26 protein-coding genes are annotated in these 25649 nt (G+C 50.9%); 23 read left to right on the forward strand and 3 right to left on the reverse strand.

What is annotated here, in order from left to right:
* Positions 1-46 precede the first annotated feature (46 nt).
* The 20 genes from ctaD to BN1247_RS02725 all read left to right on the forward strand — a co-directional run bounded on the left by ctaD (position 47) and on the right by BN1247_RS02725 (position 20006).
* Positions 47-1906, forward strand: a complete 1860-nt coding sequence (gene ctaD / locus BN1247_RS02630) for a cytochrome c oxidase subunit I (RefSeq protein WP_261796058.1) — start codon at positions 47-49, stop codon at positions 1904-1906.
* A complete protein-coding gene (locus BN1247_RS02635) occupies positions 1903-2553 on the forward strand; it encodes a cytochrome c oxidase subunit 3 (RefSeq protein ID WP_054948997.1) in 651 nt (216 codons plus the stop codon). The genes ctaD and BN1247_RS02635 overlap by 4 nt, the downstream gene beginning before the upstream one ends.
* Positions 2554-2562: 9 nt before the next feature.
* A complete protein-coding gene (locus tag BN1247_RS02640) occupies positions 2563-2874 on the forward strand; it encodes a cytochrome C oxidase subunit IV family protein (protein WP_054948998.1) in 312 nt (103 codons plus the stop codon).
* Positions 2875-3192: 318 nt separating this feature from the next.
* Positions 3193-4557: a glutamyl-tRNA reductase gene (gene hemA, locus BN1247_RS02645; RefSeq protein ID WP_054948999.1), complete on the forward strand. Its 1365-nt coding sequence runs from the start codon at positions 3193-3195 to the stop codon at positions 4555-4557.
* A gap of 15 nt (positions 4558-4572) precedes the next feature.
* Complete coding sequence (ccsA, locus tag BN1247_RS02650) at positions 4573-5391, forward strand: cytochrome c biogenesis protein CcsA (protein ID WP_054949000.1); 819 nt, start codon at positions 4573-4575, stop codon at positions 5389-5391.
* A 150-nt stretch (positions 5392-5541) separates the two neighbouring features.
* Positions 5542-6468 (forward strand): hydroxymethylbilane synthase, encoded by a 927-nt coding sequence (gene hemC, locus BN1247_RS02655; RefSeq protein WP_054949001.1) that lies wholly within the window; start codon positions 5542-5544, stop codon positions 6466-6468.
* A gap of 139 nt (positions 6469-6607) precedes the next feature.
* Complete coding sequence (locus BN1247_RS02660; RefSeq protein ID WP_054949002.1) at positions 6608-8326, forward strand: bifunctional uroporphyrinogen-III C-methyltransferase/uroporphyrinogen-III synthase; 1719 nt, start codon at positions 6608-6610, stop codon at positions 8324-8326.
* Positions 8327-8328: 2 nt separating this feature from the next.
* Complete coding sequence (gene hemB / locus BN1247_RS02665; RefSeq protein WP_054949003.1) at positions 8329-9306, forward strand: porphobilinogen synthase; 978 nt, start codon at positions 8329-8331, stop codon at positions 9304-9306.
* 60 nt (positions 9307-9366) lie between these two features.
* Entirely contained in the window at positions 9367-10659 is a 1293-nt protein-coding gene (gene hemL / locus BN1247_RS02670) for a glutamate-1-semialdehyde 2,1-aminomutase (protein ID WP_054949004.1), read from the forward strand.
* Between the two features lie 311 nt (positions 10660-10970).
* Positions 10971-12572 carry a LysM peptidoglycan-binding domain-containing protein gene (locus BN1247_RS02675; RefSeq protein WP_054949005.1) on the forward strand — a complete coding sequence of 534 codons (1602 nt, stop codon included), beginning with the start codon at positions 10971-10973 and terminating at the stop codon, positions 12570-12572.
* A gap of 109 nt (positions 12573-12681) precedes the next feature.
* A complete protein-coding gene (locus BN1247_RS02680) occupies positions 12682-13716 on the forward strand; it encodes a phosphotransferase (protein ID WP_054949006.1) in 1035 nt (344 codons plus the stop codon).
* Positions 13717-13995: 279 nt separating this feature from the next.
* Complete coding sequence (locus BN1247_RS02685) at positions 13996-14262, forward strand: hypothetical protein (RefSeq protein WP_147675156.1); 267 nt, start codon at positions 13996-13998, stop codon at positions 14260-14262.
* A 100-nt stretch (positions 14263-14362) separates the two neighbouring features.
* On the forward strand, positions 14363-15322 hold the full coding sequence (cyoE, locus tag BN1247_RS02690) for a heme o synthase (RefSeq protein ID WP_054949008.1): 960 nt from the start codon (positions 14363-14365) through the stop codon (positions 15320-15322).
* Between the two features lie 138 nt (positions 15323-15460).
* Entirely contained in the window at positions 15461-15643 is a 183-nt protein-coding gene (locus tag BN1247_RS02695) for a hypothetical protein (RefSeq protein WP_054949009.1), read from the forward strand.
* A 441-nt stretch (positions 15644-16084) separates the two neighbouring features.
* Positions 16085-16531, forward strand: coding sequence for a hypothetical protein (locus BN1247_RS02700; protein WP_187119699.1), 447 nt, complete (start codon positions 16085-16087; stop codon positions 16529-16531).
* A 505-nt stretch (positions 16532-17036) separates the two neighbouring features.
* Positions 17037-17642: a hypothetical protein gene (locus BN1247_RS02705; protein ID WP_187119700.1), complete on the forward strand. Its 606-nt coding sequence runs from the start codon at positions 17037-17039 to the stop codon at positions 17640-17642.
* A gap of 108 nt (positions 17643-17750) precedes the next feature.
* Complete coding sequence (locus BN1247_RS02710; protein ID WP_187119701.1) at positions 17751-18428, forward strand: hypothetical protein; 678 nt, start codon at positions 17751-17753, stop codon at positions 18426-18428.
* Between the two features lie 30 nt (positions 18429-18458).
* Positions 18459-19130, forward strand: a complete 672-nt coding sequence (locus tag BN1247_RS02715) for an ATP-binding cassette domain-containing protein (RefSeq protein ID WP_054949013.1) — start codon at positions 18459-18461, stop codon at positions 19128-19130.
* Between the two features lie 38 nt (positions 19131-19168).
* Positions 19169-19447: a hypothetical protein gene (locus BN1247_RS02720; protein WP_054949014.1), complete on the forward strand. Its 279-nt coding sequence runs from the start codon at positions 19169-19171 to the stop codon at positions 19445-19447.
* Positions 19431-20006, forward strand: a complete 576-nt coding sequence (locus BN1247_RS02725) for a TetR/AcrR family transcriptional regulator (RefSeq protein ID WP_054949015.1) — start codon at positions 19431-19433, stop codon at positions 20004-20006. Before BN1247_RS02720 ends, BN1247_RS02725 begins: the two co-directional genes overlap by 17 nt.
* Before the next feature lie 199 nt (positions 20007-20205).
* On the opposite strand, the gene BN1247_RS17910 is transcribed toward BN1247_RS02725, so the two are convergent.
* The 3 genes from BN1247_RS17910 to BN1247_RS02735 all read right to left on the reverse strand — a co-directional run bounded on the left by BN1247_RS17910 (position 20206) and on the right by BN1247_RS02735 (position 23255).
* Entirely contained in the window at positions 20206-20415 is a 210-nt protein-coding gene (locus BN1247_RS17910; protein WP_390622058.1) for an MOSC domain-containing protein, read from the reverse strand.
* Positions 20416-20563: 148 nt separating this feature from the next.
* A complete protein-coding gene (locus BN1247_RS02730; protein ID WP_231633100.1) occupies positions 20564-21448 on the reverse strand; it encodes an SDR family oxidoreductase in 885 nt (294 codons plus the stop codon).
* Positions 21449-21512: 64 nt separating this feature from the next.
* Positions 21513-23255, reverse strand: a complete 1743-nt coding sequence (locus BN1247_RS02735; protein WP_231633101.1) for a thiamine pyrophosphate-binding protein — start codon at positions 23253-23255, stop codon at positions 21513-21515.
* 141 nt (positions 23256-23396) lie between these two features.
* Between BN1247_RS02735 and BN1247_RS02740 the strand changes: the two genes are divergently transcribed.
* The 3 genes from BN1247_RS02740 (at position 23397) to BN1247_RS02750 (ending at position 25633) form a co-directional block, all read left to right on the forward strand.
* A complete protein-coding gene (locus BN1247_RS02740) occupies positions 23397-23795 on the forward strand; it encodes a hypothetical protein (RefSeq protein ID WP_054949016.1) in 399 nt (132 codons plus the stop codon).
* 4 nt (positions 23796-23799) lie between these two features.
* The gene (locus BN1247_RS02745; protein ID WP_054949017.1) at positions 23800-24408 is read left to right on the forward strand and encodes a gluconate 2-dehydrogenase subunit 3 family protein; all 609 of its coding nucleotides are present in this window, start codon (positions 23800-23802) and stop codon (positions 24406-24408) included.
* A gap of 103 nt (positions 24409-24511) precedes the next feature.
* Entirely contained in the window at positions 24512-25633 is a 1122-nt protein-coding gene (locus BN1247_RS02750; RefSeq protein ID WP_054951463.1) for a mandelate racemase/muconate lactonizing enzyme family protein, read from the forward strand.
* Positions 25634-25649: the final 16 nt, after the last annotated feature.

The raw sequence follows: 25649 nt of genomic DNA on the forward strand, positions 1-25649 counted from the left end.
CCAAGCTAGTTTACCAAAGGAATCAAATAAAACGGTCATCGAGCCGTTGAACTTGCAGAGAAAAACCGGATTTTGGGGTGCGTTGTGGGATTTGTTGACGACAGTCGACCACAAGAAGATCGGGATCATGTACTTCGTAACTGGGGCGTTTTTCTTTGCCGTAGCTGGGCTCGAAGCGTTTATTATCCGCTTGCAACTCATTGGGCCGAACTTGGAACTCGTCGCGGCGGACACGTTTAACCAGCTGTTTACTGGACACGGAACGAACATGATCTTCCTAGCGGCAATGCCGATGTTGCTCGGGCTAATGAACTATATTATGCCGCTACAAATCGGTGCGCGCGACGTGGCGTTTCCATCGATGAACGCCCTCGGGTACTGGTTGTATTTCTTCGGCGCGATCATCGTCAATATGAGTTGGTTTTTAGGCGGTGCACCTGAGGCGGGTTGGTTCGCTTACGCCCCCTTAACGTTGAACGAGTACCTCCCAGGACCAGGGATTGACTTTTACGATATTGGGCTACAAATTTCCGGTTTCGGGACACTGATGGGCGGTATTAACTTTCTCGTGACGATCATAAACATGCGCGCTCCGGGGATGACCTTTTTGCGCATGCCGCTGTTCTCGTGGACGACGTTCGTCACATCGGCGCTCATTTTGTTCGCGTTCCCACCGCTCACAGTTAACTTTTTCCTATTAATGTTCGATCGCCTGTTTGACGCACAGTTCTTCGACTTCACCGCGGGCGGAAACGTGCTCATTTGGCAGCACTTGTTCTGGATTTTTGGTCACCCGGAAGTGTACATTTTGGCTTTGCCGGCGTTCGGCATTATGTCCGAGGTGGTGGCCACCTTCTCCAAGAAACGGCTGTTCGGTTACAGTGCGATGATTTTGTCGACGATCGTCATCGGTTTCTTAGGGTTTATGGTTTGGGTGCACCACATGTTTACGGACGGATTAGGGCCTCTCGTTAACGCGATTTTCTCAGTCAGTTCAATGTTAATTGCGATTCCGACAGGGATTAAAGTGTTCAACTGGCTATTTACGATGTGGGGCGGTAAACTGAGGTTTACGACGTCGATGATGTTTGCCGTCGGTTTTATTCCGACATTCGTCATGGGCGGAGTGACCGGCATCATGCTCGCGATGGCGCCGGCAGACTATCAGTACCACGACAGTTACTTCGTCGTCGCCCACTTCCACTACGTCATTATCGGGGCGACAGTGCTCAGCTTGTTCGCTGGATTCTACTACTGGTACCCGAAAATGTTTAACCGCGTATTGGATGAACGGCTCGGGAAATGGAATTTCTGGTTCTTGTTCCTCGGGTTCCACATTACGTTCTTCCCGCAGCACTTCCTCGGTTTGATGGGGATGCCGCGGCGCGTGTGGACGTACCAAGACGGCATGGGCTTTAACTTCTTAAACCAGCTCAGTACGTTTGGGACGTTCCTCATTACGATCGGGCTGTTGATCTTGATTTACAACGTGATTCACACGTGGAGGAAAGGCGATCCAGCCCCAGCTGATCCGTGGGACGGCCGCACGTTGGAATGGGCTTTGCCGACGCCGGTGCCACACTACAACTTCGGTCGTACACCGCTCGTACGCGGTCTCGATACGCTGTGGATTGAAAAGATGGCAGGCAACGATAAAGTGACGGCCGCCGAACCGCTTAAACCGATTCACATGCCGTCGTCGACGTTTAAACCGTTCTTGTTTGCTCTGGGGCTGGCGATTGCCGGTGTCGGTGCGATTTTCCACCGCGAGTTGACGTGGGGCGTCGCCATTGTGGGTCTCGTGTTCTGGCTCGGTGTCGTCATCGCCTACTTACTGGAAGAAGATGAAGGCTACTATGTAAGCACCTCTGAAATTGAAGCGACTGAGGGAGGGAGCAAGGCGTGAGTAATTACCAAGCGACGGAAAACACGGCGGGGGGAGCTGGCTCCCTCTCGCTAGAAAGTGCGACATTGCAGGCACGTAGCCGGCAGTTAGGTTTTTGGTTCTTTTTGGCGGGAGAGTGTGCGCTCTTTGCTTCCTTTATCGGAACGTATTTAACGCTTGCGGGCCAGCATGGCAAAGGTCCTGGACCTGCAGAGGCGTTCGATTTGACGCTCGTGTTTGTGATGACCTTTCTCTTGTTGACGAGTAGTTTGACGAGTGTGATCTCGACAGTCGGTATGCAGCGCGGCGACTTTAAAATGATGCACCGCTGGCTGACGGCGACGATCCTTCTGGGACTTGTTTTTCTCGCCTTCCAGATTTACGAGTTTATCGAGTATAGCAACATTGGCTTAACGATGCAAAGCAGTCCGTTCGGCTCCGCGTTTTACGCGTTAGTCGGATTTCACGGGCTACACGTATTGTTTGGTCTCATCTGGTTGTCGGTATTGAAGTTCCAATCGTTGGATCGCCACGGGTTTACGACTGACGAAGCGTTAACGGTGCAAAATGCGTCTAAATTTTACATTGCAGGTCTGTACTGGCACTTCGTCGACGTCGTGTGGGTCGTCATTTTTACGGTCGTCTATTTGCTCGGAAGGGTGGGTTAAACAGACGTTATGGCTAAAACAGAATCCAACCATCAGAAGGGACATATTCCGATTTGGACGCATGTCGTTAGCTGGGCAATTATGATCATTATGACGGCGGTCGCTTTCTTGGCTGTCGGAATGAAACTCATGCCGGCGTCGATCGTTATCCCGTTTATCCTCTTCTTGTGTGTGATTCAAGTGTTTGCACAGATTTATATCTTCATGCACTTGAATACGAAAAGTCAAGCGTTCCAGATGTTGTTTATGGGATCGGGTCTTATGTTTGCCACCGTCTTTGCGGTTGGTCTGTGGTTGATGGCATGGACGTACACGCCGTAACGGCTCGGGATCATCTAGCAACGTGACGGCACAAACAATAACGGGGTAAGTACGGCACAGCAAGTGCAAAATAGAAAAAGAGGATAATCAATAACATGTAGCTCCTTGCTGGATCGTTCTTGACGCGTACTCACGAAGTCGTACCGTTAGGGGAACATCCAACAAGGAGCTTTTGCTCTAGTGGAACGATTCACATTGTCTTCACAAACTGGAACTTTGCTTAGAATAGCTTATGTTATAATGGGACATGACTAATAATAATTGTCATCGATCGCGGACGGGGCGGTCTAGTTTCTATTTTTAAGTGGGGGTTATACGATGCACCTTATGACGATCGGCCTAAATTACAAAACAGCCCCTGTCGCAGTGCGCGAGCAGTTTGCGTTCGCCCAAGATTCGTTGCCTCTAGCGCTCAAACAGTTGCGGCAATCGAAAGGCATTTTGGAATGTGTTATTTTAAGTACGTGTAACCGAATGGAAATATACGTCGTATGTGACCAATTGCACACAGGGCGTTACTATATAAAAACGTTTTTAGAGCAATGGTTTGGGTTGCCGAAAGAGCAGTTTGTGCCGCATTTGTATATTTTGGAAGCGGAACAAGCGGTACGCCACTTGTTTAAAGTGACGTGCGGTCTCGACTCGATGGTAATCGGCGAGACGCAAATATTAGGGCAAGTACGGCAAGGGATTGCTGCGGCTCAAGAAGTAAAAACGACAGGCACTATTCTTAATAAGTTGTTTTTGCAAGCAGTAACAGTTGGAAAAAAGGCGCACAGTGAAACGGCGATCGGCCAAAATGCCGTATCGGTTAGTTATGCTGCCGTCGAATTAGGAAAAAGGATTTTCGGCGATTTTACAGGAAAGACAGTGCTCGTCTTCGGTGCGGGAGAAATGAGTGAACTAACGGCGAAACATTTGCAGGGGAATGGGGCGGCAAAGGTGCTCGTCGTAAACCGCTCCCGCGAACGCGCGGAACGAGTCGCTCGGCGCATACAGGCGGAGGCGTATTCGTTTGACCAGTTAGACAGTGCACTCGTACGCGCGGATGTCGTCATCGCGTCGACGGGGGCAGAAGGCATCGTGCTCAGCAAGGAGCAGGTGGCGCGTGCGTTGCTTCAGCGTCGCAGTCGTCCACTCTTTTTGATCGATATTGCTGTACCGCGCGATATCGACCCTGCGGTGAATGACCTAGCAGACGTTTATTTATACGACATCGACAATTTACAAGGTATTGTCACGGCGAATATGGAAGAACGAGAACGGGAAGCGGCGAAAGTATGGACGTTGATCACAGCCGAATTGGACGCTTTCAACACGTGGATGGATACGCTAGGCGTCGTGCCGTTAATTACCGCCCTGCGCGAGAAAGCTCTGCAGGCACAAGGTGAGGCGATGCAGCGCATTGAACGCAAATTGCCGGATCTCTCTGAGCGCGAACGCCGTGTCATTAGCAAGCAGACGAAAAGTATCATTAACCAACTGTTGCGCGATCCGATCCAACGTTTAAAGGAGTTGGCGGCAGATCCCGACAGTGGAGAGGCGCTAGCGCTGTTTGAACACTTCTTCGCGTTAGAAGAACTGCTAGCGGCGCATGAGGCGGAAGAGCAACAGCAGGTGCAAAAGGTCGCTACGGCTCCGCAAAAAGCTGCGATCGGAGAGGTTAAAGTACGCACGTACTAAGCAAGGTGAGGGCACATGGGAGTCGAGAGATACCTTTACGATGTGACGATTTACACGTATGCGCTAAGTGTTCTTATGTATTTTAGCGACTTTTTGCAACCTAATCACCGGATGAATCGTGCGGCGCTCGGCTTACTCGTCGTCGTGTGGCTGTCATTAGCTACTGTTTTAGTCCTGCGGCTGCTAGAGCGCCAGTTTGTCCCTTTTTTTACGACGTTTGACTCGCTCATTTTTTATGCGTGGGCGATTGTGAGCTTTTCCATGGTTATTAATACGTTTTATCGTATGGATTTGTTTGTTTTTCTCGCTAATTTAGTCGGATTTGCGCTAGCTGCATTGAGTTTGTTTGTACGGCATGACGTGCCGCCGTCGTTCAGTGAACGATTATTGTCCGAACTGTTAGTGATTCATGTGACGTTTGCCTTAGTCGCGTACGCGTTTTTTCTACTTTCGTTACTGCTGGCACTGCTTTATTTGCTACTCAATGATATGCTTAAAAACAAACAGTGGAATAAGCTAGTGAAACGGGCACCTAGTTTAAGCCAGCTCGAGCACTTAACGTATTGCGTCAGTATGATTGGCGTTCCGATCTATATGCTGTCGCTCATTTTAGGATTGATTTGGGCGCAAAAACAGGCTGTTCACGGCTTTTGGTATGACCCAAAAGTGTGGCTCTCTTTTTTTGCTCTGACCGTTTATATTTATTACTTGTACCAGCGGAAGTCAAAGCATTGGAGTGGGAGATGGCTCGCTTATTGTAACGCCTTTGCGTTTACAATTATTCTATTCAACTTGATTATTTCTAATTCTGGACATTCGTTTCACCGTTGGTGAGACATTTTGCTGAGCATCATTGCTGATTCGAAAACAACTACTGTTGTGTTCTTGCACGGTACCCGATGTCGGTGCACGTCGTGTCGGATCTCTGATACGCGATATAATAGAGTACGAGTTGGGATGGCTAGGCCGTTGGGAGGCAGTTGAATGAATTCACTCACAATCGGGACGCGCCAAAGTGCGTTGGCGCTCACACAAACCGAATGGGTAATGGGGGAATTGCGGGGGAAGTTCCCGCACCTCAAGCTTGGGACGAAAAAAATTGTGACGAAAGGCGATAAGATTCTTCACGTCACCTTGTCCAAGGTGGGCGGCAAGGGTTTGTTTGTGAAAGAAATTGAACAGGCGTTGCTGGACGGAGAAATTGACGTCGCGGTGCACAGTATGAAAGACATGCCTGCTCAACTAGCAGACGGTTTGACGCTCGCGGCGATCTGTAAACGGGAAGATCCGCGCGACTGTTTTATTTCCAAAACGGGACAATCGCTCGACGAGCTTCCAGAAGGTGCAATCGTCGGTACGAGCAGCTTGCGGCGACAGGCGCAAATACAACATTACCGTCCGGACTTACAGATAAAACCGGTGCGCGGCAATATCGATACGCGGTTGCGCAAGTTGCGGGAAGGCGAGTTCGATGCGATTATACTTGCGGCGGCGGGGCTCATCCGCTTAGGGTGGGAGGATGTCATAACGCATTACTTAGACGTTGACGTGTCCCTACCTGCTGTCGGGCAAGGGGCGATCGGGTTAGAGTGCCGCGCCGACGACGAAGACACGCAAGCGTTGCTGGTGGCGCTGAACGACGCCGACACGGCACGAGCTGTATCGGCGGAGCGAGCGTTTTTACACCGTTTAAACGGGAGTTGTCAAATTCCGATCGGGGCTTACGCGCGTATTGAGCAGGAGGCGATTGCTTTGTCGGGCCTCGTCGGCGATCCTGCGGATGGGCGAATTATACAGCATGCGGGGACCGGCAGCGATCCCGTGCAATTAGGAGTACAGCTGGCCGATGCGCTAATCGCGCAGGGCGCGGACGAAATATTAGCGTCGCTCGCTAACGGCAACGACACTTAATGACGGTCGCGCTCGGTTCTTTTTGATTAGGCGCTGATCAAGTGATATGGGTGTATACTGGTAAGGGAATACTTTTCGCGTGTGTCGATCGGAGAAGAGGAGAAAGCTTGCACTCGATTGCGAAGGGGAGTCCGTAGTAATGGGCGATAAATGTGAGCATAACGATCAATGTCAGCGGGTAAAAGAAGGAATCGTCACCTTCGTCGGCGCAGTAGCAGGAGATGTCGGCTTGATGACGGTGAAAGGGATGCGCGCACTTCAAACAGCGGATGTCGTCGTTTATGACGCTTGCCTCAATGCACGCCTCTTGTATTTTGCTCCTGAGTACGCGGAGCGTCTGTGCGTGCATACTGCTCAGCAGGTACCGTTACTCAATAGTGCCGCAGCATGTGGGTGTGATGACGGGACCGCTGTTCTCGATAAAAACGATGTTGCCGCGGACAGTGAGACTATAAATGCGGACGGGGTCAATGCGTTAATGGTCGCACGCACACGGGAAGGGAAGAGGGTCGTCCGGTTAATGTACGATAATCCGTTCACCACCCTAGACGGCGTCCGGGCTGTGCGCGATGTGCGCGAACGAGGCGTACGCTGCGAAGTCGTCCCTGCTGTGCCCGCGACCGTCGTGGCAGCCACGTATGCCGGAATTCCCGTCGGAGAGGCGGCGTATACGATGAACGCGCCACTGACCGCATGGCTAGACCGGGAGTCCCAACAAGACACGCAGGACGTACATAAACCGGTGCTTTTTTTTGATACAACTGTGGCGACAGCGGAAGAACTCGCAGCCGTCTGCGGTCAGTTAATGGCGGACGGCTATCGCGCCGACACACCTGTCGCCCTTATTTGTCACGGGACGCGTGGGGAGCAAAGGGTGCTCGACGGCACGTTAGCGACCATTACGGAGCAATTGTATGCGGAGGAGCGACTGCACGTCTGCGAGCAGGAGAGAGACGGTTCAGGCAGTCCTGCGACACACGTTAGCCGGCAAGCGTTGGGGGAACCTTGTGTTGTTGCCTTCGGAGAACCCGTGCGCGTGGACCGGAGAATCGCTTGGCTGCAGGAAAAACCGTTAAGCGGCCACCGCGTACTTGTGACGCGGCCGCGCGGGCAAAATAGGGGTATGGTCCACGCCATTGAACGCCTCGGCGGTGAGCCGTACGAGTTTCCAACCATTCGCATCGTCGATCCCGCCGATTACGGGCCGCTCGACCAGGCCATTCGTCAATTGGGGAGTTTTAAGTGGGTTATATTTACGAGTGTCAACGGCGTCGAGCACTTTTTTCGCCGCATTCGCGCCGTGCCCGGGGTCGACATTCGGCAAATGGCGGACGCGCGCATCGCCGCGGTCGGTCCGAAAACGGCAGAAGCACTAGCCGAGAAAGGATTGGAAGTCGATTTATTGCCCGGGGAATACCGGGCAGAAGCACTTTTGACCGTTTTGGAAAAGAATGTAATGAAAGGTGATCGCATCTTGCTACCGCGCGCCAATATTGCGCGTAACGTATTGCCCGATGGACTTCGGGCACTCGGTTGCGACGTGACGGACGTCGACGCATATCGTACAGTTACCGATGCGAGCCGGGCGGGTGACGTGGCGCGCTTACTCGCGCGGCGGTCACTGTCGATTGCTACGTTTACGAGCTCTTCCACGGTGCGCAACTTTGTTCAAGCGCTTGAGGCGACGGGAACAACTTGGCGGCAGTGGATGAAAGGTGTACAAGTTGCTTGTATCGGGCCGATTGCGGCCGGCACGGCGCGCGAGCTTGGCCTCGAGGTGGACATCGTCGCCACCGATTATACGACTGAGGGATTACTGACAGCGATCCAAGCTGCCATTGAACAAAAGGGGGAGTAACGATGCTCAAATTTGCGAGACACCGCCGCTTGCGGCGCGATGCGACCATTCGCCGCATGGTGCGGGAAACAGTACTCTCAGTTGACGATTTGATCATACCGTTGTTCGTCGTCGAAGGAGAAAATGTGAAACGAGAAGTTCCTTCGATGCCCGGCGTGTATCAATTGTCCCTCGACGCATTCACGCGCGAGTTGCGCGAAATTGAACAATTAGGGATCCCCGCCGTGATGCTGTTCGGCATTCCCGAACATAAAGATGCGTGTGGTAGCGAGGCGTACGCAGACGATGGCATCGTACAGCAAGCCATTCGCTTGGCTAAAGAAGCGGTGCCAACGCTACACGTCATGGCTGATACGTGTCTTTGTGAATACACCGATCACGGACATTGCGGCGTCATTGAGGGGAACGACGTCGCTAATGACGAATCGTTAGAGTTACTCGTCAAGACGGCTGTTTCCCAAGCACGAGCCGGCGCAGACTCGATCGCCCCGTCCAATATGATGGACGGGTTTGTCGCTGCGATTCGCGCCGGGTTAGACGATGCCGGGTTCGAAAAAGTTCCGCTCGTTTCGTATGCGGTCAAATATGCGTCGTCGTTTTACGGGCCTTTTCGCGATGCGGCTGATTCGACTCCTCAGTTCGGCGACCGCAAAACGTATCAGATGGATCCAGCTAACGCCCGCGAAGCGCTGCGCGAGGCACACGCGGACATTGCACAAGGGGCCGATATGCTCATCGTCAAACCGGCGCTCAGCTACATGGATATTATCCGCCGCGTGCGCGAGGCGTGCGACTTGCCGCTGCTCGCCTACAACGTAAGCGGCGAGTATGCGATGGTGAAAGCGGCGGCGCAAAACGGGTGGATTGACGAGCAAAAAATAGTGTTGGAAATGCTGACGAGTATGAAGCGGGCAGGGGCTGACCTCATCTTGACGTATCACGCGAAGGACGCAGCCTGCTGGTTGCGAGAACGCGAATAACTCGTGTGTGCTAGTATTCATCGAGTCACATACTATTCATAAAGGGAGAAGGTGCTTACTATGGCGCGTTCTTTTGCGAATTCGGAACGTAATTTTGCTAAAGCGAAACAAGTGATACCCGGCGGAGTAAACAGCCCCGTGCGCGCCTATCATGCGGTCGGGATGACGCCGATCGCCATCGCCCGCGGGGGTGGGTCGCGCGTCTACGATATCGACGGGAACGACTATATCGATTATGTGTTGTCGTACGGGCCACTCATTTTAGGACACGCACACGAAGCGGTCGTTACCGCACTGGGCGAAGCAGTAGCGAACGGAACGAGCTTCGGAGCGCCGACAGAGCTGGAGACGGAGATGGCGGAGCTGGTCACCAACATCGTTCCCTCACTCGACATTGTGCGCATGGTCAACTCCGGTACGGAGGCGACGATGAGTGCGCTCCGCGTCGCCCGCGGCTACACCGGGCGCAGCAAAATCGTCAAGTTCGTCGGCTGTTACCACGGCCACGCTGACAGTTTGCTCATTAAAGCAGGGTCGGGAGTAGCGACGCTCGGTTTACCCGACAGCCCTGGCGTGCCACACAGTGTCGCTGAACATACGATTACAGTGCCGTACAACGATCTGGAGAGCGTACGCCGCGCTTTTGAGGCGTACGGTGAAGACATTGCCGGGGTCATCGTCGAACCAGTCGCCGGCAACATGGGGACAGTTCTACCAGAGCCCGGGTTTTTACAAGGTTTGCGCGACATAACGAATGAGTACGGCGCTGTACTCATTTTTGATGAAGTGATGACGGGCTTCCGCGTCAGTTACAGTGGGGCACAAGGTCACTTCGGCGTCACGCCAGATTTGACGACGCTAGGCAAAGTGATTGGCGGCGGTCTCCCCGTCGGCGCTTACGGCGGAAAGCGGGAAATTATGGGGCACGTCGCTCCCGTCGGCCCGATTTATCAAGCGGGGACGCTCTCCGGCAACCCGCTAGCGATGACAGCCGGCTATACGACTCTCGTCGAACTCGGTAAAGAGGGCGTGTTCGATGCATTAGTGCGTAAAACAGAGGCGTTAAAAGAAGGGTTGCAGCAGGCGGCTGACGAAAGCGGCATTCCGCTACAGATTAACCAAATAGGTTCGATGATGACGATGTTCTTCAGCGAAGAACCAGTAACGAATTACGAGCAAGCGTCGCGAGCGGATCAACAGCGCTTCGTCGCCTACTTCCGCGCAATGATCGAAGAAGGCATTATGCTCGCACCGTCGCCGTTCGAAACGATGTTCCTGTCGACGGCGCACAGTGACGACGACATTGCCCGTACGATTGAGGCACACCGTCGTGCGCTCAAGCAGCTTGTGTGAACGGTCACTCGCTGGTGAAAGTGTGCAACTTGTGAGTGATGGGTACAACAGGAGTGAACTACTGTAGACCCGTCTAACTATACAAAACAACTCAATTAAAACTGACGGCGACAAGCCTCGTGCATTAGCACGGGGCCTGTCTTTTTTTAGGATGTACATGTTCGTTGCGCCGCCCTGCGACAATATGTTGCCATCGATATTGTGAGCTTGCAGCCGCAGGAAGCCGATGACGGCGTCGCCGCACACACTGTTCTATGACCCTACAGCTCTTCATATGTTGTAGAGAGCGATTGTTTTGGGAGGGATGAGCATTGACGAGCGACGGACAATCCCAACTGCGGTTCGATATTTACGAAAAAGTAACCGTGCACTACGATCAACCAGGAATCGATACTCTGCTTTCCTTAGATCTCGTTCCCGAAGTTCAAATTGATGAACTAGGTGACGCAGTATGCTTAAGCGGCGTGCTACGGCTGAGGGGAACTTATTTGAAGGAAGGAGAGACACGAGAGCAGATTACACTCGAGGACGAGCTGAACGGAGAAAAAATTGAATACGTCATTCCGGTGGAAATTACGATGCCTGCCGAGCGGGTGAAAAATATCGAGCAAATATGCGCGCAAATCGAGTCTTTCGATTACGATATTTTATCTTCCCGCCAACTGGCGATTCAAGCGGTGCTTCTTATTGACGGCTTACACTTGGAGAAAGCGGCTAACGATATGCATGCAAGCTTTTCTGCAGGCGAACAATGGGCGGAGACGATACAGGAGGAGCCGCAACTTACGGTGCACAACGTATCCGACGACGATGAACGAGCGGTCGAGTCACATCAGTCACAAGCTCCTTGGCAAGAGGAGCGGGCGGCGATGGGGCAAGAGGAACGTACGGTAGAGGACGCCGCGGATCAAGCATCGGAAGCATACGCCCGCAGCACAGAATACGACGATCGTGCACCGAGAGAATGGGCTCGCAATCGTGCAGGTGAGGGAGAGGACCCGACACATCAGGTGGGCACGCGCGCAGGTGGCGAGCAGGTCTCTGATAAACCTGCGCCCGGCAGCGCTGAACGTGCGCCCGGTACCGCAAGGACGGAAGAGAGCACGCGCGCGCGTACAGGTGACGGTCACGCGTCGGCAAAGGAACGGGCGGTGGAACGAAAGGGGGACGACGAGGCCGATCTGCACGACGATTTGCGCGCCGGGAAACAAGACGAAGCGGAAAGGAGTGCTTCGCCTACAGAGGAAGAATCAGTTTCAAAACGTGCAACCGACATAACCGACAGTGCACCTAAAGGCGGGACAAAAATTACGTTCCAAAAAAAGGATGAAAAAACGTCTCCCGTCACCGGCACACAGAAAAAACAATCGTCTGCGAGTGAGACGGTGCACAGCTTCGACGGCATGGGCGGTTCGCATCCCGAGGGAGCGGGAATAGAAGAGCCCTTCGGTCATGACGGACAGGCGAGCGAGGAATTTGCCTCCCGCAGCGGGAATACTTACGGAAGTAAATTCGACAGACAGGCATACGACGGAGTGACCTTCAGCGACAACTATGACGGCCGTTCTTACGGCGACAATGCACACGACAGCCACGATGACGGACATTCGTACGGCGGTAACTACCCAGACGCCCATACGCCATCGGGTGCGGGTGAAGAGCAGGCCACCGATACAGACGGGCGAGAAGAAGACAGCCACAGTCAAGCGATTGAGTGGATGAAAAAAAAGCTAGGAGGAGAGGATGACCGGTTTCACCAAGTGAAAATAGTGATTGTGCAGCAGGAAGATACGTTGGAAAGTATTGCTGACCGGTATAATTTATCCTCGGTCGAACTGTTACAAGTCAACCGATTGCAAAGTGGTGAACTGCAGGCGGGGGAGATTGTGTACATCCCGCAGAAGAAGGCGTAGCATAGCTGGCTGACGCGCATAGTGGAAAAATGTACTTCTTTAATCGGGGCAACGGTTTCGTCAGTCGACAACAAGTATAAATGAATAGGACAAAAAGGAGGTGTAAGTTTTGTCAGATCAACAAAAGTGGGAACGCCTCCTGCCACGCGTATTCCACGCATACCATTGGCAGCCGCTTAGTGTACGAAAGGTACGAGGTGCATTTCGCGTACAGACATCCAGTAACACCTTCGCCCTTAAACCGATTGGAGCGACAGAGGAGCGGTTATCTTTTTTGCACAAAATGACGGTGCACTTATTAGACAAAAACTATAAGCATGTCCTGCCGTGGATGCAGACGAGGCGGGGGGATCCATTTTTCCTACACGAGGGCCAGGCGTTTTATGCGACCCCGTGGTATGGAAAAGAGTTTTCGTCCGAATCGTCGCCAGCGATCGGGGAATTGGCGCGTTCACTCGGGGAGATGCACCAATTGACGAAAGATGTAACAGTAAGCAGTTCGTCGTCAACCGCGTCGCTCACACAAACCGCCAGCCGTGTTAACGCGCAAAGTGAACAGTTGCGGGCATATGCCGAGACAGCTGAGCAGCGCACAAATAAATCGCCGTTTGACGTAACCTTTTTAGAAAATGTGGAAGAACTACAGCAAGGGGCCACTTTCGCTGTCAAAGGCATACAGCGTGCGGCGGTCCTCGCTGCGGAGAAGCCATTCCGCCAGGTGTACTGCCATCGAAGCATTCACCGACACAACGTCGTGAAGCGAGGGGGACGGTGGAAGTGGATCGATTTTGACAAAGCGGATCTTGATGTTCCCGTACGCGATTTAGCCGTCCTTTTGCAACGGTTTGTTAGTGAGGACACTTCCTTACAAACGTTAGAAGGCGTGTTGCTAGCGTACGAACAAGCGTTAAAAATCGATGCGCGGGAAAAGCGGTTGCTCGGGTTGTTGTTAGCGTATCCCGACCACGTCTTTCGGCAACTCAGACGGTACTACGACAGAGATGAACACCGCGAAGAAATGGCTAGCGTCGAACAGTTGAAGGCTTCGATCGCCCGTTATCAGGTCGTGAAGCGCTTGGCCAAGCAGCTCGTCACACGCCGTAACGGAAGCGCGCGAAGGCAAAAAATGTCTGTAAAAAACTAATCGGCTCCTTTTTTTTCAAACTGCGCGATGCCCATCGTTAAAACGATGCGCGGAACTTTGCGTAGTTTTTTATTTTTTGTTAGTCAATCGTGTTCGCGAGAACGTCACTTATTTGTCAGAAATTCAATTCGGCCTTTGTCAACCGACACGTTATACTTTATAGTGTAATATCTAGGCATAGTCGGTTTTCGTTTAAATGTGTTATGATGGTTGATGGATACCATTGTCGAAAGTGTCGACATTATTGTGTATAAGGAAGCGCGGGCTGGGAGGGCAGCAATGATACCAAATGTCGTTCTCGCTTACAATGTAGATCCGCTATTTTTTGCGATCATGGCTGTTAGCGTTGCCGTTTTTTTCGTCATATGGGTCGTACATATGACGTCGCTTGCGAAGCAATTTATAAAGGGTGAGCGCCGCCAAATGTTCAGCCTGTTGATCTGGACGATTGTACCGGCTCTGTTCATCGCCGGTTTTATTTGGTTCGGCCCGCAAGTGGTGGATAATATGCAGCAAGTAGCAGTGATACTTAAAACGAACGGTTAAGCCTATTTACTCGGGATGGCTATTTATGTGTCGATCAACGGACTTATATTTACGCGTTGTGAATGAGGAAATGGCGAAGCGTGTTGTAGGAGGTGATTGCGTGGAAAGAGAAGTGGTTTGCGGGACGGGAACGGAGTCTTCGCTGCAGCAGGAGCAATCGCATGTAGCTTCGCAGCAAGTGGGCTGGCGCGACTTCGTGACGGTGACGAAGCCGGGCATTTTACGTTCCAACTTATTGAGTACAGCAGTCGGATTTTGGTTAGCGGTGCATTCGTTTCAATTAAGCGAAGCGTCCGCATGGAATACCCTGTTCCTTTTTTTATATACGTGTCTTGGAACGACGCTCGTCATGGCCTCTGGTACTGTGCTCAACAACTATTTAGACCGCGATTTAGACCGCTTAATGGAACGGACAAAAAATCGTCCCTCCGTACAGCGAATGAAGCCAAAAACACTTCTAAGCTACGGACTCGTTCTTGGAATTTTAGGTGTTATCGTTTTGTCGTTCGTGAACATCCTGTCTGCCGTGTTAGGCTTTTTAGGTATTTTTTCATACGTTGTCGTTTATACGGCCTTACTTAAGCGGACGAGCACTCTCAACACCGTCGTCGGTGGCATTCCCGGGTCGATTCCGCCTATGATCGGTTGGTGTGCCGTGTCGGGAACGTTGGACGCGGCGGCTTGGATCTTATTTGCTTTCGTCTTTTTGTGGCAGCCACCGCATTTTCTCGCCTTGGCGATGCTCAGGGCCGAGGAGTACAAACATGCCGGTTTTAAAATGCTGCCGCAAAGCGTCGATGACCACGAGTCGAAATGGCAAATTTTGTTGTGGGTCGCGGCGTTAGTGCCATCGTCGCTACTGTTCTTTTTGTTGCCGAATATCGGTTACATTTACTTAACTGTCGCCGTTGTTCTCGGCAGTGTGTACGTCTATTGCGCCTTGCAAGGGGTGCTAGGTAAGGCAAAAGACGGTAAGCGCTGGGCTGGAAAAATGTTCGGTTACTCGCTCATGTATTTAGTCGTCATTTACGCGGCACTCTTTATCGATGCGGTGCTTTAAGCACATGATACGCCTAGGTGCCTAGGTACGGTGAATGTAACACAGGTGCGGGGCATCGATATTAGTAGGACATGAATGAGGTATAAAATGGACACACTACTACCGATCCGAAAGTTTGGAAAGAGGGGTAGTGTGTAAATGAAACCATTCAAAAACGGACGACAACGGACAAAGCAGTCACAGCCTTATAAGCCGAAGGCAAGGCGATCGCTACCACCTATTGAAGACACGGAGTTTGCCTCCGAAGGGTTAGTGAACAAAGCGATCCAACGCTCTTATCGGCAAAGCGGTCGGCCGAATGAACCGCTCGACGAGGAATAGGTTGACTGTAAAAGAGAACATATGTGACACATACGGTTAATCCCGCTTGCGTAGCGGGATTATTTTTTTAGGGATAGTGACAATTTCACTGATGTGTGACAATATGACCATATCACTGACGAACAATTTTTTTTTGAGTTAACAGTTGACAGGAATATTTAAATATATTAAACTGAAAGCGGTTAATATTAGAGAGGTTATATGTAGCATTATTTGCAACATTTTACGTTAGATAGATAGCTATCGCTTAAAGTTTTGGAAAAACAAAGGAGGATACTTTGACGCCTTTAAGATCAAAGGCGCTTGGAACCCGGATAGTTTTTAAGGACTAGGTGTATTCACTAGGCAGAAAGTGAGAGATGACTAGTGTTCTTATCGGAGTTTAAAAGAGGCATCTTGAATAGACGGATGTTAGTAACGTGTGTACTTTCTTTAATCGTCATGTATTGGACCGTTTACGACAGAATTTTAGATAGTGGGACTTTTTTCGATCCAGACGCACCCGATTTGAAAGACAATCCCGAAGTGGTTAAGAGTCTTTATGAGGAAGGACATAACAAATACAATGTCTGGGATAACACCTTATACCACTTAGGATTATTATTTCCTTTAATTGTCGTTTTTCCTTATGCGGCTTCTTTTTTAGAAGATCGTTCGCACAAGTTTTATTATTTCATTCAAATGAGGAAATCTGCTGATCAGTATGTACTGGGTAAATATTTGGTTGTTACCATGGTCGGCGGGCTCGCGATCTTTATCCCGCAGATTATTTTTTACGCTGTGCTTTCGATCGTTTTTAAAAACGAAGCTGACTCGCCGTATCGCATTTTAAAAGATGAAGGCTTGTTTTATACACTTTTTAATACATCGCCGGAAGCGTACATTTAGCTTACTTTTTTGACGCATTTTTTACTCGGGGCTTGCTTTGCTGCAATGGCACTTTGCCTTTCTAGTTTTGTTAAGAAAAAAGCGGTCGTTTATATCGCGCCCTTTCTTATTTTTGCCGCTTGGGAGATTACTGTAGGGGCGATCCTCGGTCTATATCAATTTTCCCCGACGACATGGTACCAAATGTGGCCAGAAGTACACCCACTGTACGTATATGGCTCTATGGCCACTATTTTGATTGCATGCTGCTTGTTGTTTGTTTGGCAATCGAAGCGGGTGAGAGTAAATGGATGAAGCATGGCCACGGCAAGGGGATGTCCTGTGCAACTATAGTAAACAAAAACTAAAACAGGTAATAAAAAATCGGAAAACAGAACTGTTTGTGTTGCTCGTATGCGCTTCGACGTTCCTTGCTAATAGCACCTTACGATCAGTTGGACGTGACTCACTCAATATGTGGGATTTAATATATGGCATGCTTGTTCATCCGTATTACCAACTTTTTTTGTTTCTGCTTTTCTTTTTGTTCGTCGTGCGCGACATTTGCGACGATCGGCCAATTATGCAGTTTATCCTGCTCCGGTTAAAGCAGAAAGCGACTTGGTTGTGGGCGAAAGGGCTACTCGTATTAATTATGAGTACGTTATATACGTCGGTTTATTTGGCAATTATAACCGTTAGCGCCTTTTTATTGTACGGTTACGATGTTACATGGAGTGCGGGAGCAATGGCGTTTGCACACGGGGAATTCGTCGATGACATACGACCAGGCGCAGGTTTTATCTTGATCGTTATACGCCATTTTTTGAGCATATGGTTCGTGAGTATGTGTTATTTACTTGTATACAGTTACGCACCTAGGTTTAGAAATATCACAGCGGGCATAGTCACACTGATGCTGCTCATCTTTAATCATCTATTCGCTTTCGGCTTCTTTGTTAAGTTCGCACCTTTTCTTTACATTCACAATCAATATATCCATGTTGTCAGAGTCGACGAAAATGGGTGGCAGGCGGCGATGTTGTTGAATGCAGCCGTTCTTTCCTCGATTATTTTCATCGTTTTACTACTCTGGTGGCGAAAATCTAAACTACAATTTACGGAGTCGTGAACGATGCATAGATGGTTAACGCTTGTTCAATTTAATGTCCGTCACTTTACGTATAAGCAATGGTTGTGTGCGATCGCAGCTTTTTGCTTGTCGACCTTTTTCACAATCTTGTATTACGGAGGACACGCCGTATCGCTGCTGGATGCGTTTATTTACCACTTCAGCATATTCGGCGGAGCCGACTTTATCATTGTCATTCATACGTTGCTCCCTTTTTTGATTCTAGCTTTTTTTGTCGACTTATATACGGAGAACAATTTAAACGACAATTTACTGTACACGCTTTTACGCGTAACAAAGATAAACCTTTGGGCTTCTTCGCACTTGGCTGTCTTGTTTGCCATGCACGTCGTATTTCTTGGCTTATATTACGCGATTGCGTGGGTCGTTTTGCCATTGTTTTACGAACACGGCGCTGTAACGGTCCTGTATTGGACGGAAACGGCGTCTCTTGATCACTTCTATCCGGTGCCGTTCGTTTTGCTCTTTTCGTTGCTAATCCAAGTCAGTGGCGCTTTCGGGCTCAGTTTGTGGCAGCTGTACGTTAATGCGTTGTCGCAACGGGTTGGTTACGGCTATCTGTCAGTCGTCTTGATCTATCTTTTGGCGTTCATTTTTCCTCTTAAAAATGTGTGGATTGGGAGCCACGTAACGCTAGAGAAGTATGGCGTACTAGCTGCTGGCAGTGGGGAGTACTCTGTCGCCATCTTTTTCGCCGTTCACACGGTGTGGATTGTCCTGTTCATTTCGTTACTATGTCGCCTGTTTTGGCAAAGGAAATTTTAAATAGCAAGGTAACCTAGGAAGGTGATCACGATGACAACTGCGTTAAAAGTGAGTCGTTTAACGAAATCGTTCAAGAAGGAAACTGTATTCGAAAACGTTAATTTGGAGCTTCCTTCGGGAAGTATTTACGGTTTTGTCGGGCATAACGGGAGTGGCAAGTCAGTTTTCTTTAAAGTATTGTGTGGCATCTTGCTGCCAAATAAAGGAACCGTATCAATATTTGGCCAAGTATTAGGAAAAGACATTGACTTTCCAGACAAAGTGGGCGCCGTAATCGAAACCCCGGGGTTTTTACCTGAATACTCCGGATTTAAGAACTTGAAGTATTTAGCTTCGATCCGTAAACTAATTGGCGACGATGAGGTTAAAACGGCGATGGCACGTGTCGGGTTAGATCCGAATAGCCGCAAAAGCGTTAAAAAGTATTCGTTAGGGATGAAGCAGCGATTGGCGCTTGCCCAAGCGATTATGGAGAGACCACAGATGTTAATTTTGGATGAGCCGATGAACGGTTTGGATAAGACAGGGGTTAAGCAGATTAGGGAGTTGTTGCTGACTTTAAAAGCACAGGGGACGACCATTTTATTAAGTAGTCATATGAGTGCCGACATTCATTTGCTCTGTGATCACGTGTATGAGTTTGACAATAAAACGCTCGTTGAGGTTACCAAAGAGGAATTGGTAGATGAAATAACGTCGTGATTCCGTTAGTGTGTGACGGGATGGGAGTCGCATATCACATGTATGGTACGATTGGTACCATGGGATCCCGCTCGCGTAGCGGGATTTTTTTATGTCAAGATGACAGAATCGCTTGCGGCTTTAGCGCCCTGCTCGCCTCTGATTTCGCCATATTGGACAATTTTGGTATAATAACGTTAATTAACGTTTCCCTCGCTTTGTTTAGCACGGTCGTCGTTAAGCCTGCCATACTTGTCGCGTTAGACCGATTCGTGCACACGAAGCTAGTAAAACGGTTAGTAGGTGAAAGTAGGATGATGGATGAAAAGTGCGGCTGAACGAATTGTAGACGCAGCGATCGATATCTTTGCAGAGAAGGGGTTCACCCAAGCAACGACACAAGAAATAGCGAAAGCAGCAGGGGTTGCGGAAGTTACCCTTTACCGTAAGTTTTCCACGAAGCAAAACGTATTCCTTTCCGTCGTGAGAACGGTCATCGACGATCAATTTGAGGCGGGAATGACGCGGCGGGCAGAAACGAACGACACGCGCCAATTACTGAGACAGATCGTTTCCAACAGGTTGGACGTCTTTTCTAAAAATGAACAATTAATCAAGATGCTCCTATCGGAAAGTTTAATGGGGCATGTAAGTGCCGACATTAACTTACCTGCCCTGTTGTACGATAGCATTAAAAAAAGTTTAGCCACTCATTTTGATGCGACTGGGCAGGCGGTAAATATCGAACATTGTGCGCGGCAGTTGGGAGGCATCTATTTAAGTCACATTGTGTTTCCAGCTGACACACCTTTTTTCAAGTTATCCTCGGCGGAAAAGGAAGCGGTCGTCGATCAATATGTCGATGCGCTGATCGCCTCCCTCGAACAAAAAAAGTAGCACGACGAGCGATGAGGGGACCGTGCCGTTACCGCTCAGATGGCGGGCGATACGTCACTAGTATAGAAGACCTCTTGTTGGGTTAGGTTGTTGGGTTAGGCTGTGCAATATGAATGGGCGAGCTGTGAGGCTGTTGGGAGCGGAGGCGAGCTGAGCTGTTTAGAGTGCGTCCACAAGGGGGCACCCTAAACAGCTTTGGCTACTTCCGTACCTTCGGCGGATCGTAGACGATCACTTCGACCTCGTCTCCCGGGGCTATTTTTCCCGGCCGCTCGACGACACAGACAATCCCCCGTAACCCTAAGGCAGATTTCACAAATTTGGAGGCCAATTTGGACTGTTGCGGGTAGTGCCTTTGGATGATCTCGCCCGGCTGTGTGCACGGCAAGTTTTCGCTATTTATATCAATCTATTTTATCGCAATGGTAGAAAAACTGAAAGCGCGCCTTGAACTGTCGCTTAGTTAGTTAAAGAAACGAATGGCGCTGAATCCGCTCGCGTAGCGGGATTTTTTATTTGCGAAGTTGTCGGTATGACCTAGGCGACGTTGCCGCCATTTACCCGTTAACGACAACTCCGCCGTTGACGTGGATGATTTGTCCGGAGATGTACGAAGCGTCGTCGGAGGCGAGAAAAACGTATGCCGGAGCGATCTCCTGGGGCTGTCCGGCTCTCCCGATCGGGTTCGTACTGCCCCAGTCCGCAACTTGGTCGGCGGGAAATGAGGCGGGGATGAGCGGGGTCCACACTTTTCCCGGGGCGACGCCGTTGACGCGGATACCGCGCCCGATGAGCGATTTGGATAAGGACCGCGTAAAAGCGACAATCGCCCCTTTTGTCGCGGCATAGTCCATTAACTGCTCATTGCCTTCGTAGGCGGCGAGTGAGGCAGCATTAATGATGGCGCTGCCGGGGCGGAGGTGGGGGAGAGCCGCTTTCGTTAAAAAAAAGGTGGCGAAAAAGTTCGTTTGAAACGTGCGCATCATTTGCGTCGTTGAAATGTCTTCCAACTTGTTTTGTACATGTTGTTCGGCGGCGTTGTTCACGAGAATGTCGAGCTGTCCGAAAGCGGCGATCGTTTGATCCACCACGTCGCGGCAAGCCGTTTCTTGGCTAATGTCGGTGGCAATGGCCATGCAGCGACGCTCCTTCTGTTCGACGATTCGTTTCGTTTCTTCCGCGTCTTCGTGCTCATTAAAATAGACGATGGCGACATCTGCCCCTTCTTTCGCAAAGGCGACGGCGATCGCTCGTCCCATGCCGCTATCGCCACCGGTAATAAGGGCGACTTTGTTATGCAGTTTTCCACTCGCTTTGTAGGCGGGATTGTCGAAGAACGGACGCGGCGTCATAACTGTTTCTAATCCCGGTTGCTGATTTTGATGTTGCGCCGGGTAAGGCGGTGCCGGATAAGTCGTTACTGGATTCATGACTTTGTTCATTGTTATTTTGCTCCTTTTGCTTTCGTTTTGTGTTGCTTCGCGTTAGTTTGCATCCATGTTTGCTTTACTGCGTTGGAAGTTGATGATTCGGGTACGGGATCGTTTGCGTCGGCACTTCGATGAGTGTCGGTTTGGTGGACTGTAAGGCCCGGGCGATGAGCGGTTCCAATTGTTCCTCTTCTGTTATGCGGTACGACTCCCAGCCGCAGGCACGAGCCAATTGGACAAAGTCGGGGTTTGTCAGATCGGTGGCAACAGGGGCATAACCGCTAAGCAGTGATTTGTTTAATTCCATTTGTAAGGTGCCGTTGTTGGCGACGATGACGACAATCCCTAACTGTTTGCGCACGGCAGTGAGCAAGTCCGCGAGGACCATCGCTAGACCACCGTCTCCGGTAAAGGCGATCACTTGCCGCTCGGGGTCACATATTTTGGCGGCAAGAGCGGCGGGTAAGGCGAATCCCATCGTCCGCCAGTGGGCGGACAAGAGAACCGTCTGTGCCGTGAGGTGAAACGTTCGCAGTAACCAGAGTGCAGCGTCACCTGTGTCTAACGTAACAATTGCATTAGGGGCAGCTGTTTTTTCTAGTGCACGGACGAGGCGGGCCGGTGCGACAGGAAAGCCGGAGGTTTCCTTTTCTGTGGCCAGTTGCTGTGAGATCGTCTGTTTCGCTTCCCGCAACTGGTTGATCCAGCTTTCCCCAGGGAGACTTGGTAGCTGATTCAAGTTAGTGTCTTTGTGCTTTTGCTCTGAGACCTTCGGCATTGGGTGATGTTGCGCCATTTGCGCGAGTAGCAGGTGGATGACCGTATGGGCTTCTCCGGCTAACCCAATTTCCGCGGGAATGCCTATGCCGAGGTTACTTGCATCTCGATCCACCTGAATGACGCGGGCATTCGGCACGTGCGCTTCGGGCCAGTACTGTGTGCCAATGACGAGTACGACGTCCGCCTGCCTAAAAAAATGTGACGCAAGCGGGTGACCACTCGGTCCCAAACTGCCGAGCAGTTGCGGGGACTCTTGTGGCAAAACGTCGATCGCGCCGTGGCTCGTCACAATGCCCGCTCCCCAGTGGGTGGCTAGGTCGCCAATCGCTCGCCCCGCTGTTTTCGCGCTAATCCCAGTAAGAATCATTGGGCGTTCAGCCCTTTGCATGACGTGAATGGCCTGTTGTAGCGTTTTTTGGTCCGGTCTTGCGGCCGACCGGATCATTTTAGGGCGCGGGATGGCGGTCGTCGGCAGTAGAAAAACGTCTTGCGGGATTGACAAGTGACTAACCGCTCGTTCCGTTAGCGACGTGTAAATCGCTTCGTTCAACACGTCGACGATGGCGTCGGGGTCAGTCACGAGTGTACTGTACCGGGCGACGGGGTGAATAAATTGTTGTTGATCGATGAACTGTTTGTAGCGGGTACCAATTTTTTTGCGGGGGGCTTGTCCCGTAAGGGCTAATACGGGCACTTGATCGGCGCACGCATCGCCTAGTCCATTCAATAGATTACCTAAGCCGGGTCCTTGATGCGCGGTACAAACAGCGAGTTCACCCGTAAGTTTTGCTTCGGCAGCAGCCATCATCGCTGCCACCGACTCGTGTTTGACAGCAATGAAGTGAATCTGGTTCTCTTTGGCAAGGGTGTCCAAAAAGGGGAAAATACTGTCTCCGGTAACGCCGTAGAGGCGTGTAACTCCTAGTATGTGTAACTGTGCGAGGATCACTTCCGCCACGTTTTGCGGGGCACTGTGTATGTCGCCAGCCATTTTTTTATCGATGGATGAAGGTAACACGTCGGCAACTCCTCCTGTCATATGTTTCTCATCCTGTCACTATGTTTCCTTTGCATGGGCACGATTATTAGTTTTTGTCCTCCAACGAATAGTCGGCATTCTTTAACGGCATAATAAACGTCAATTAATGGCACAGTAAACATATATTGAGCGAAGATGGTGATGGGATTGAATTGGGACGGGTGGTCGTTAGACAGGATTCTCATTTTGTTTACCGGGTTAGTGTTTTTAGTCATCTTTGTGCAAGTGACTCTCTTTCATTACCGGCAAAATTTTCACCACTGGGCGATGTGGATTCCCGTCGTGGCGACACCGGTGATCGGGACGTCCATGGTGGTGTTCACCTTTTATAAGTCGGGATGGCTGTTTACACTAGTCGCCGTTTTGTTAGCAGCGGGTGCGCTAGCCGGTGTGCTCGGTTCGGTATTACACGTTCGCGGCGTCGGGGAAAGAGTCGGCGGCTATGAGCTCCGTAACTTTTTAATCGGACCGCCGCTGACGTTACCCGGGATGGTGACAGCGATGAGCATTATCGGGCTGATCGCCCTTTATTGGGGGTAAGACGATGGACAAATATACGAGTTACGACCCGGATTTTGACGTCCTTAAGGAGAAAGGACATTGGGATGACCATACGCGAGAAATTGTGGAAAAACGTCTGCAGGTGGATCGGCGTACGTATCAGTTTTTTACGGAAGAAGAGGCAGACAGTTTACTACATTTGTGTAAGGTGTTAGTCGACGACGACCGAGCAGAAATTATCGCTTTCGTCGTTCACCATTTCGATACGAAACTACAGGCAAACTTCGGTGAGGCACAGCGCAAGGTGGGAGTTCCTGCGGAAGCTGTTTTATTGCGCGACGGGCTCAAACTACTCAACCAAATGTGTCATGAGACGTATAAAAAAAAATTCCCTCAGTTAGATCAGACGACCAAGCAGAAGATCGTCGGGGATTTGGTGCAAGGAAATTTACAATTGCAAGTAGGAACAGCCAGTGTGCCGGCAAAAGATTTTATTAATAAAGTGATGGTCGAGACGGTGTCAGCCTATTATTCACACCCCTTCGTCTGGTCGGAGATCGGCTACGCCGGTCCGGCTTACCCGCGAGGCTATGTTCGTACGGAGTGGGGGTTAACGGATCCGTGGGAAGCGAAAAGGGAGGGCAAAAGGTAGCCCTTAAAGCAGCTACCCCTTAAAGCGACTACTAAAATAGCTTTCAAAGTACATATTCTGCCCTTCGTATTGGAGGAAATTGTTAGTTAAGAAGGTGGCGCGTATCGAGATTCACTCGGTTGACACTTTTCCGTTGTACGTCCCGCTTCAACAACCTTACGGGGATGCGAACGGATTAAAAACGTATCGCAGCTGTTACTTGTTTCGCCTGCGCACGCGTTCTGGGTTAGAAGGGTGGGGCGAGTGCGTCGATTCGTTAGCAGTTCTAGAAAAGGAATTTCACACGTGGGTCATTCCTTACCTCGTGGGAAAGCAGAGCGTGGCGCGCACCACACTCGTAAAAGCGGTGGAAAAATGGCACCCGCGCATCGCGGCAGGTGTCAGTATGGCGCTCACGGAAATTATCGCCCAGCAGGCGGGGCTGTCGGTGAGCGATCTTTGGGGAGGAGCGCTGCGGACGGAAGTACCTGTTTACGCCTCTTTTCAATCTTACAGTGACCGTCCCGACTGGATGCAGCATTCCTTGACACTCGTGGAACAGGCGCTAGCGAACGGTTTTACGCAGTTAAAGGTGAAGGTCGGGGGGAAGCCTTACCGCGAAGATCGGGAACACATTACTGCACTCACCGGGGTGCTTGGCGCGCAAGGGCAACTCGCCCTCGACGCGAATGCGAGTTATGACCGAGGGACGGCGCTACGCTGGAACGAGCTGTTTGCGAACAGCGACCAATGGCTCTGGTTCGAAGAGCCGATGTCGATGTGGCGCATTTCCGAGTACCGTATGTTGCGCGGCCACAGCGTGATCCCGCTTGCCGGCGGGGAAAACATGCCGTCCGTCAGGCGGTTTCTTCCCTTGCTGCAAAAGGGCGCCCTCGACATGTTAAATCCCGATGTATTGCATGTCGGAGGAGTCGACGCCTTCCGAGAAACGTTGCAACTGGCGCGCCACTACGGGTTTCGGGTAAGTCCGCATTGCTACGACGGTCCGCTGACGCGGCTGTATGCGTTGATCGCCCAAGCGTGTTTGCCCGCTTGGAGTAAAATGAGCGGCGAAAATATTGAACCGGTGGAGTGGGATGTGATGGAAAACCCGCTTACGCAGTTGTTTCCCCTTCGTCCGCAAAATGGCGCGGTGACGTTGCCGACGGGAAGCGGGCTCGGCGTAACGGTAGATGAAAACCTACTCCAGGCGTATCGCTGGGATGGGCTGGCAGAAGCGCGGTGACGGCCTCGCCGGGATT

Source organism: Numidum massiliense (genome assembly GCF_001375555.1).
Classification (GTDB): domain Bacteria; phylum Bacillota; class Bacilli; order Thermoactinomycetales; family Novibacillaceae; genus Numidum; species Numidum massiliense.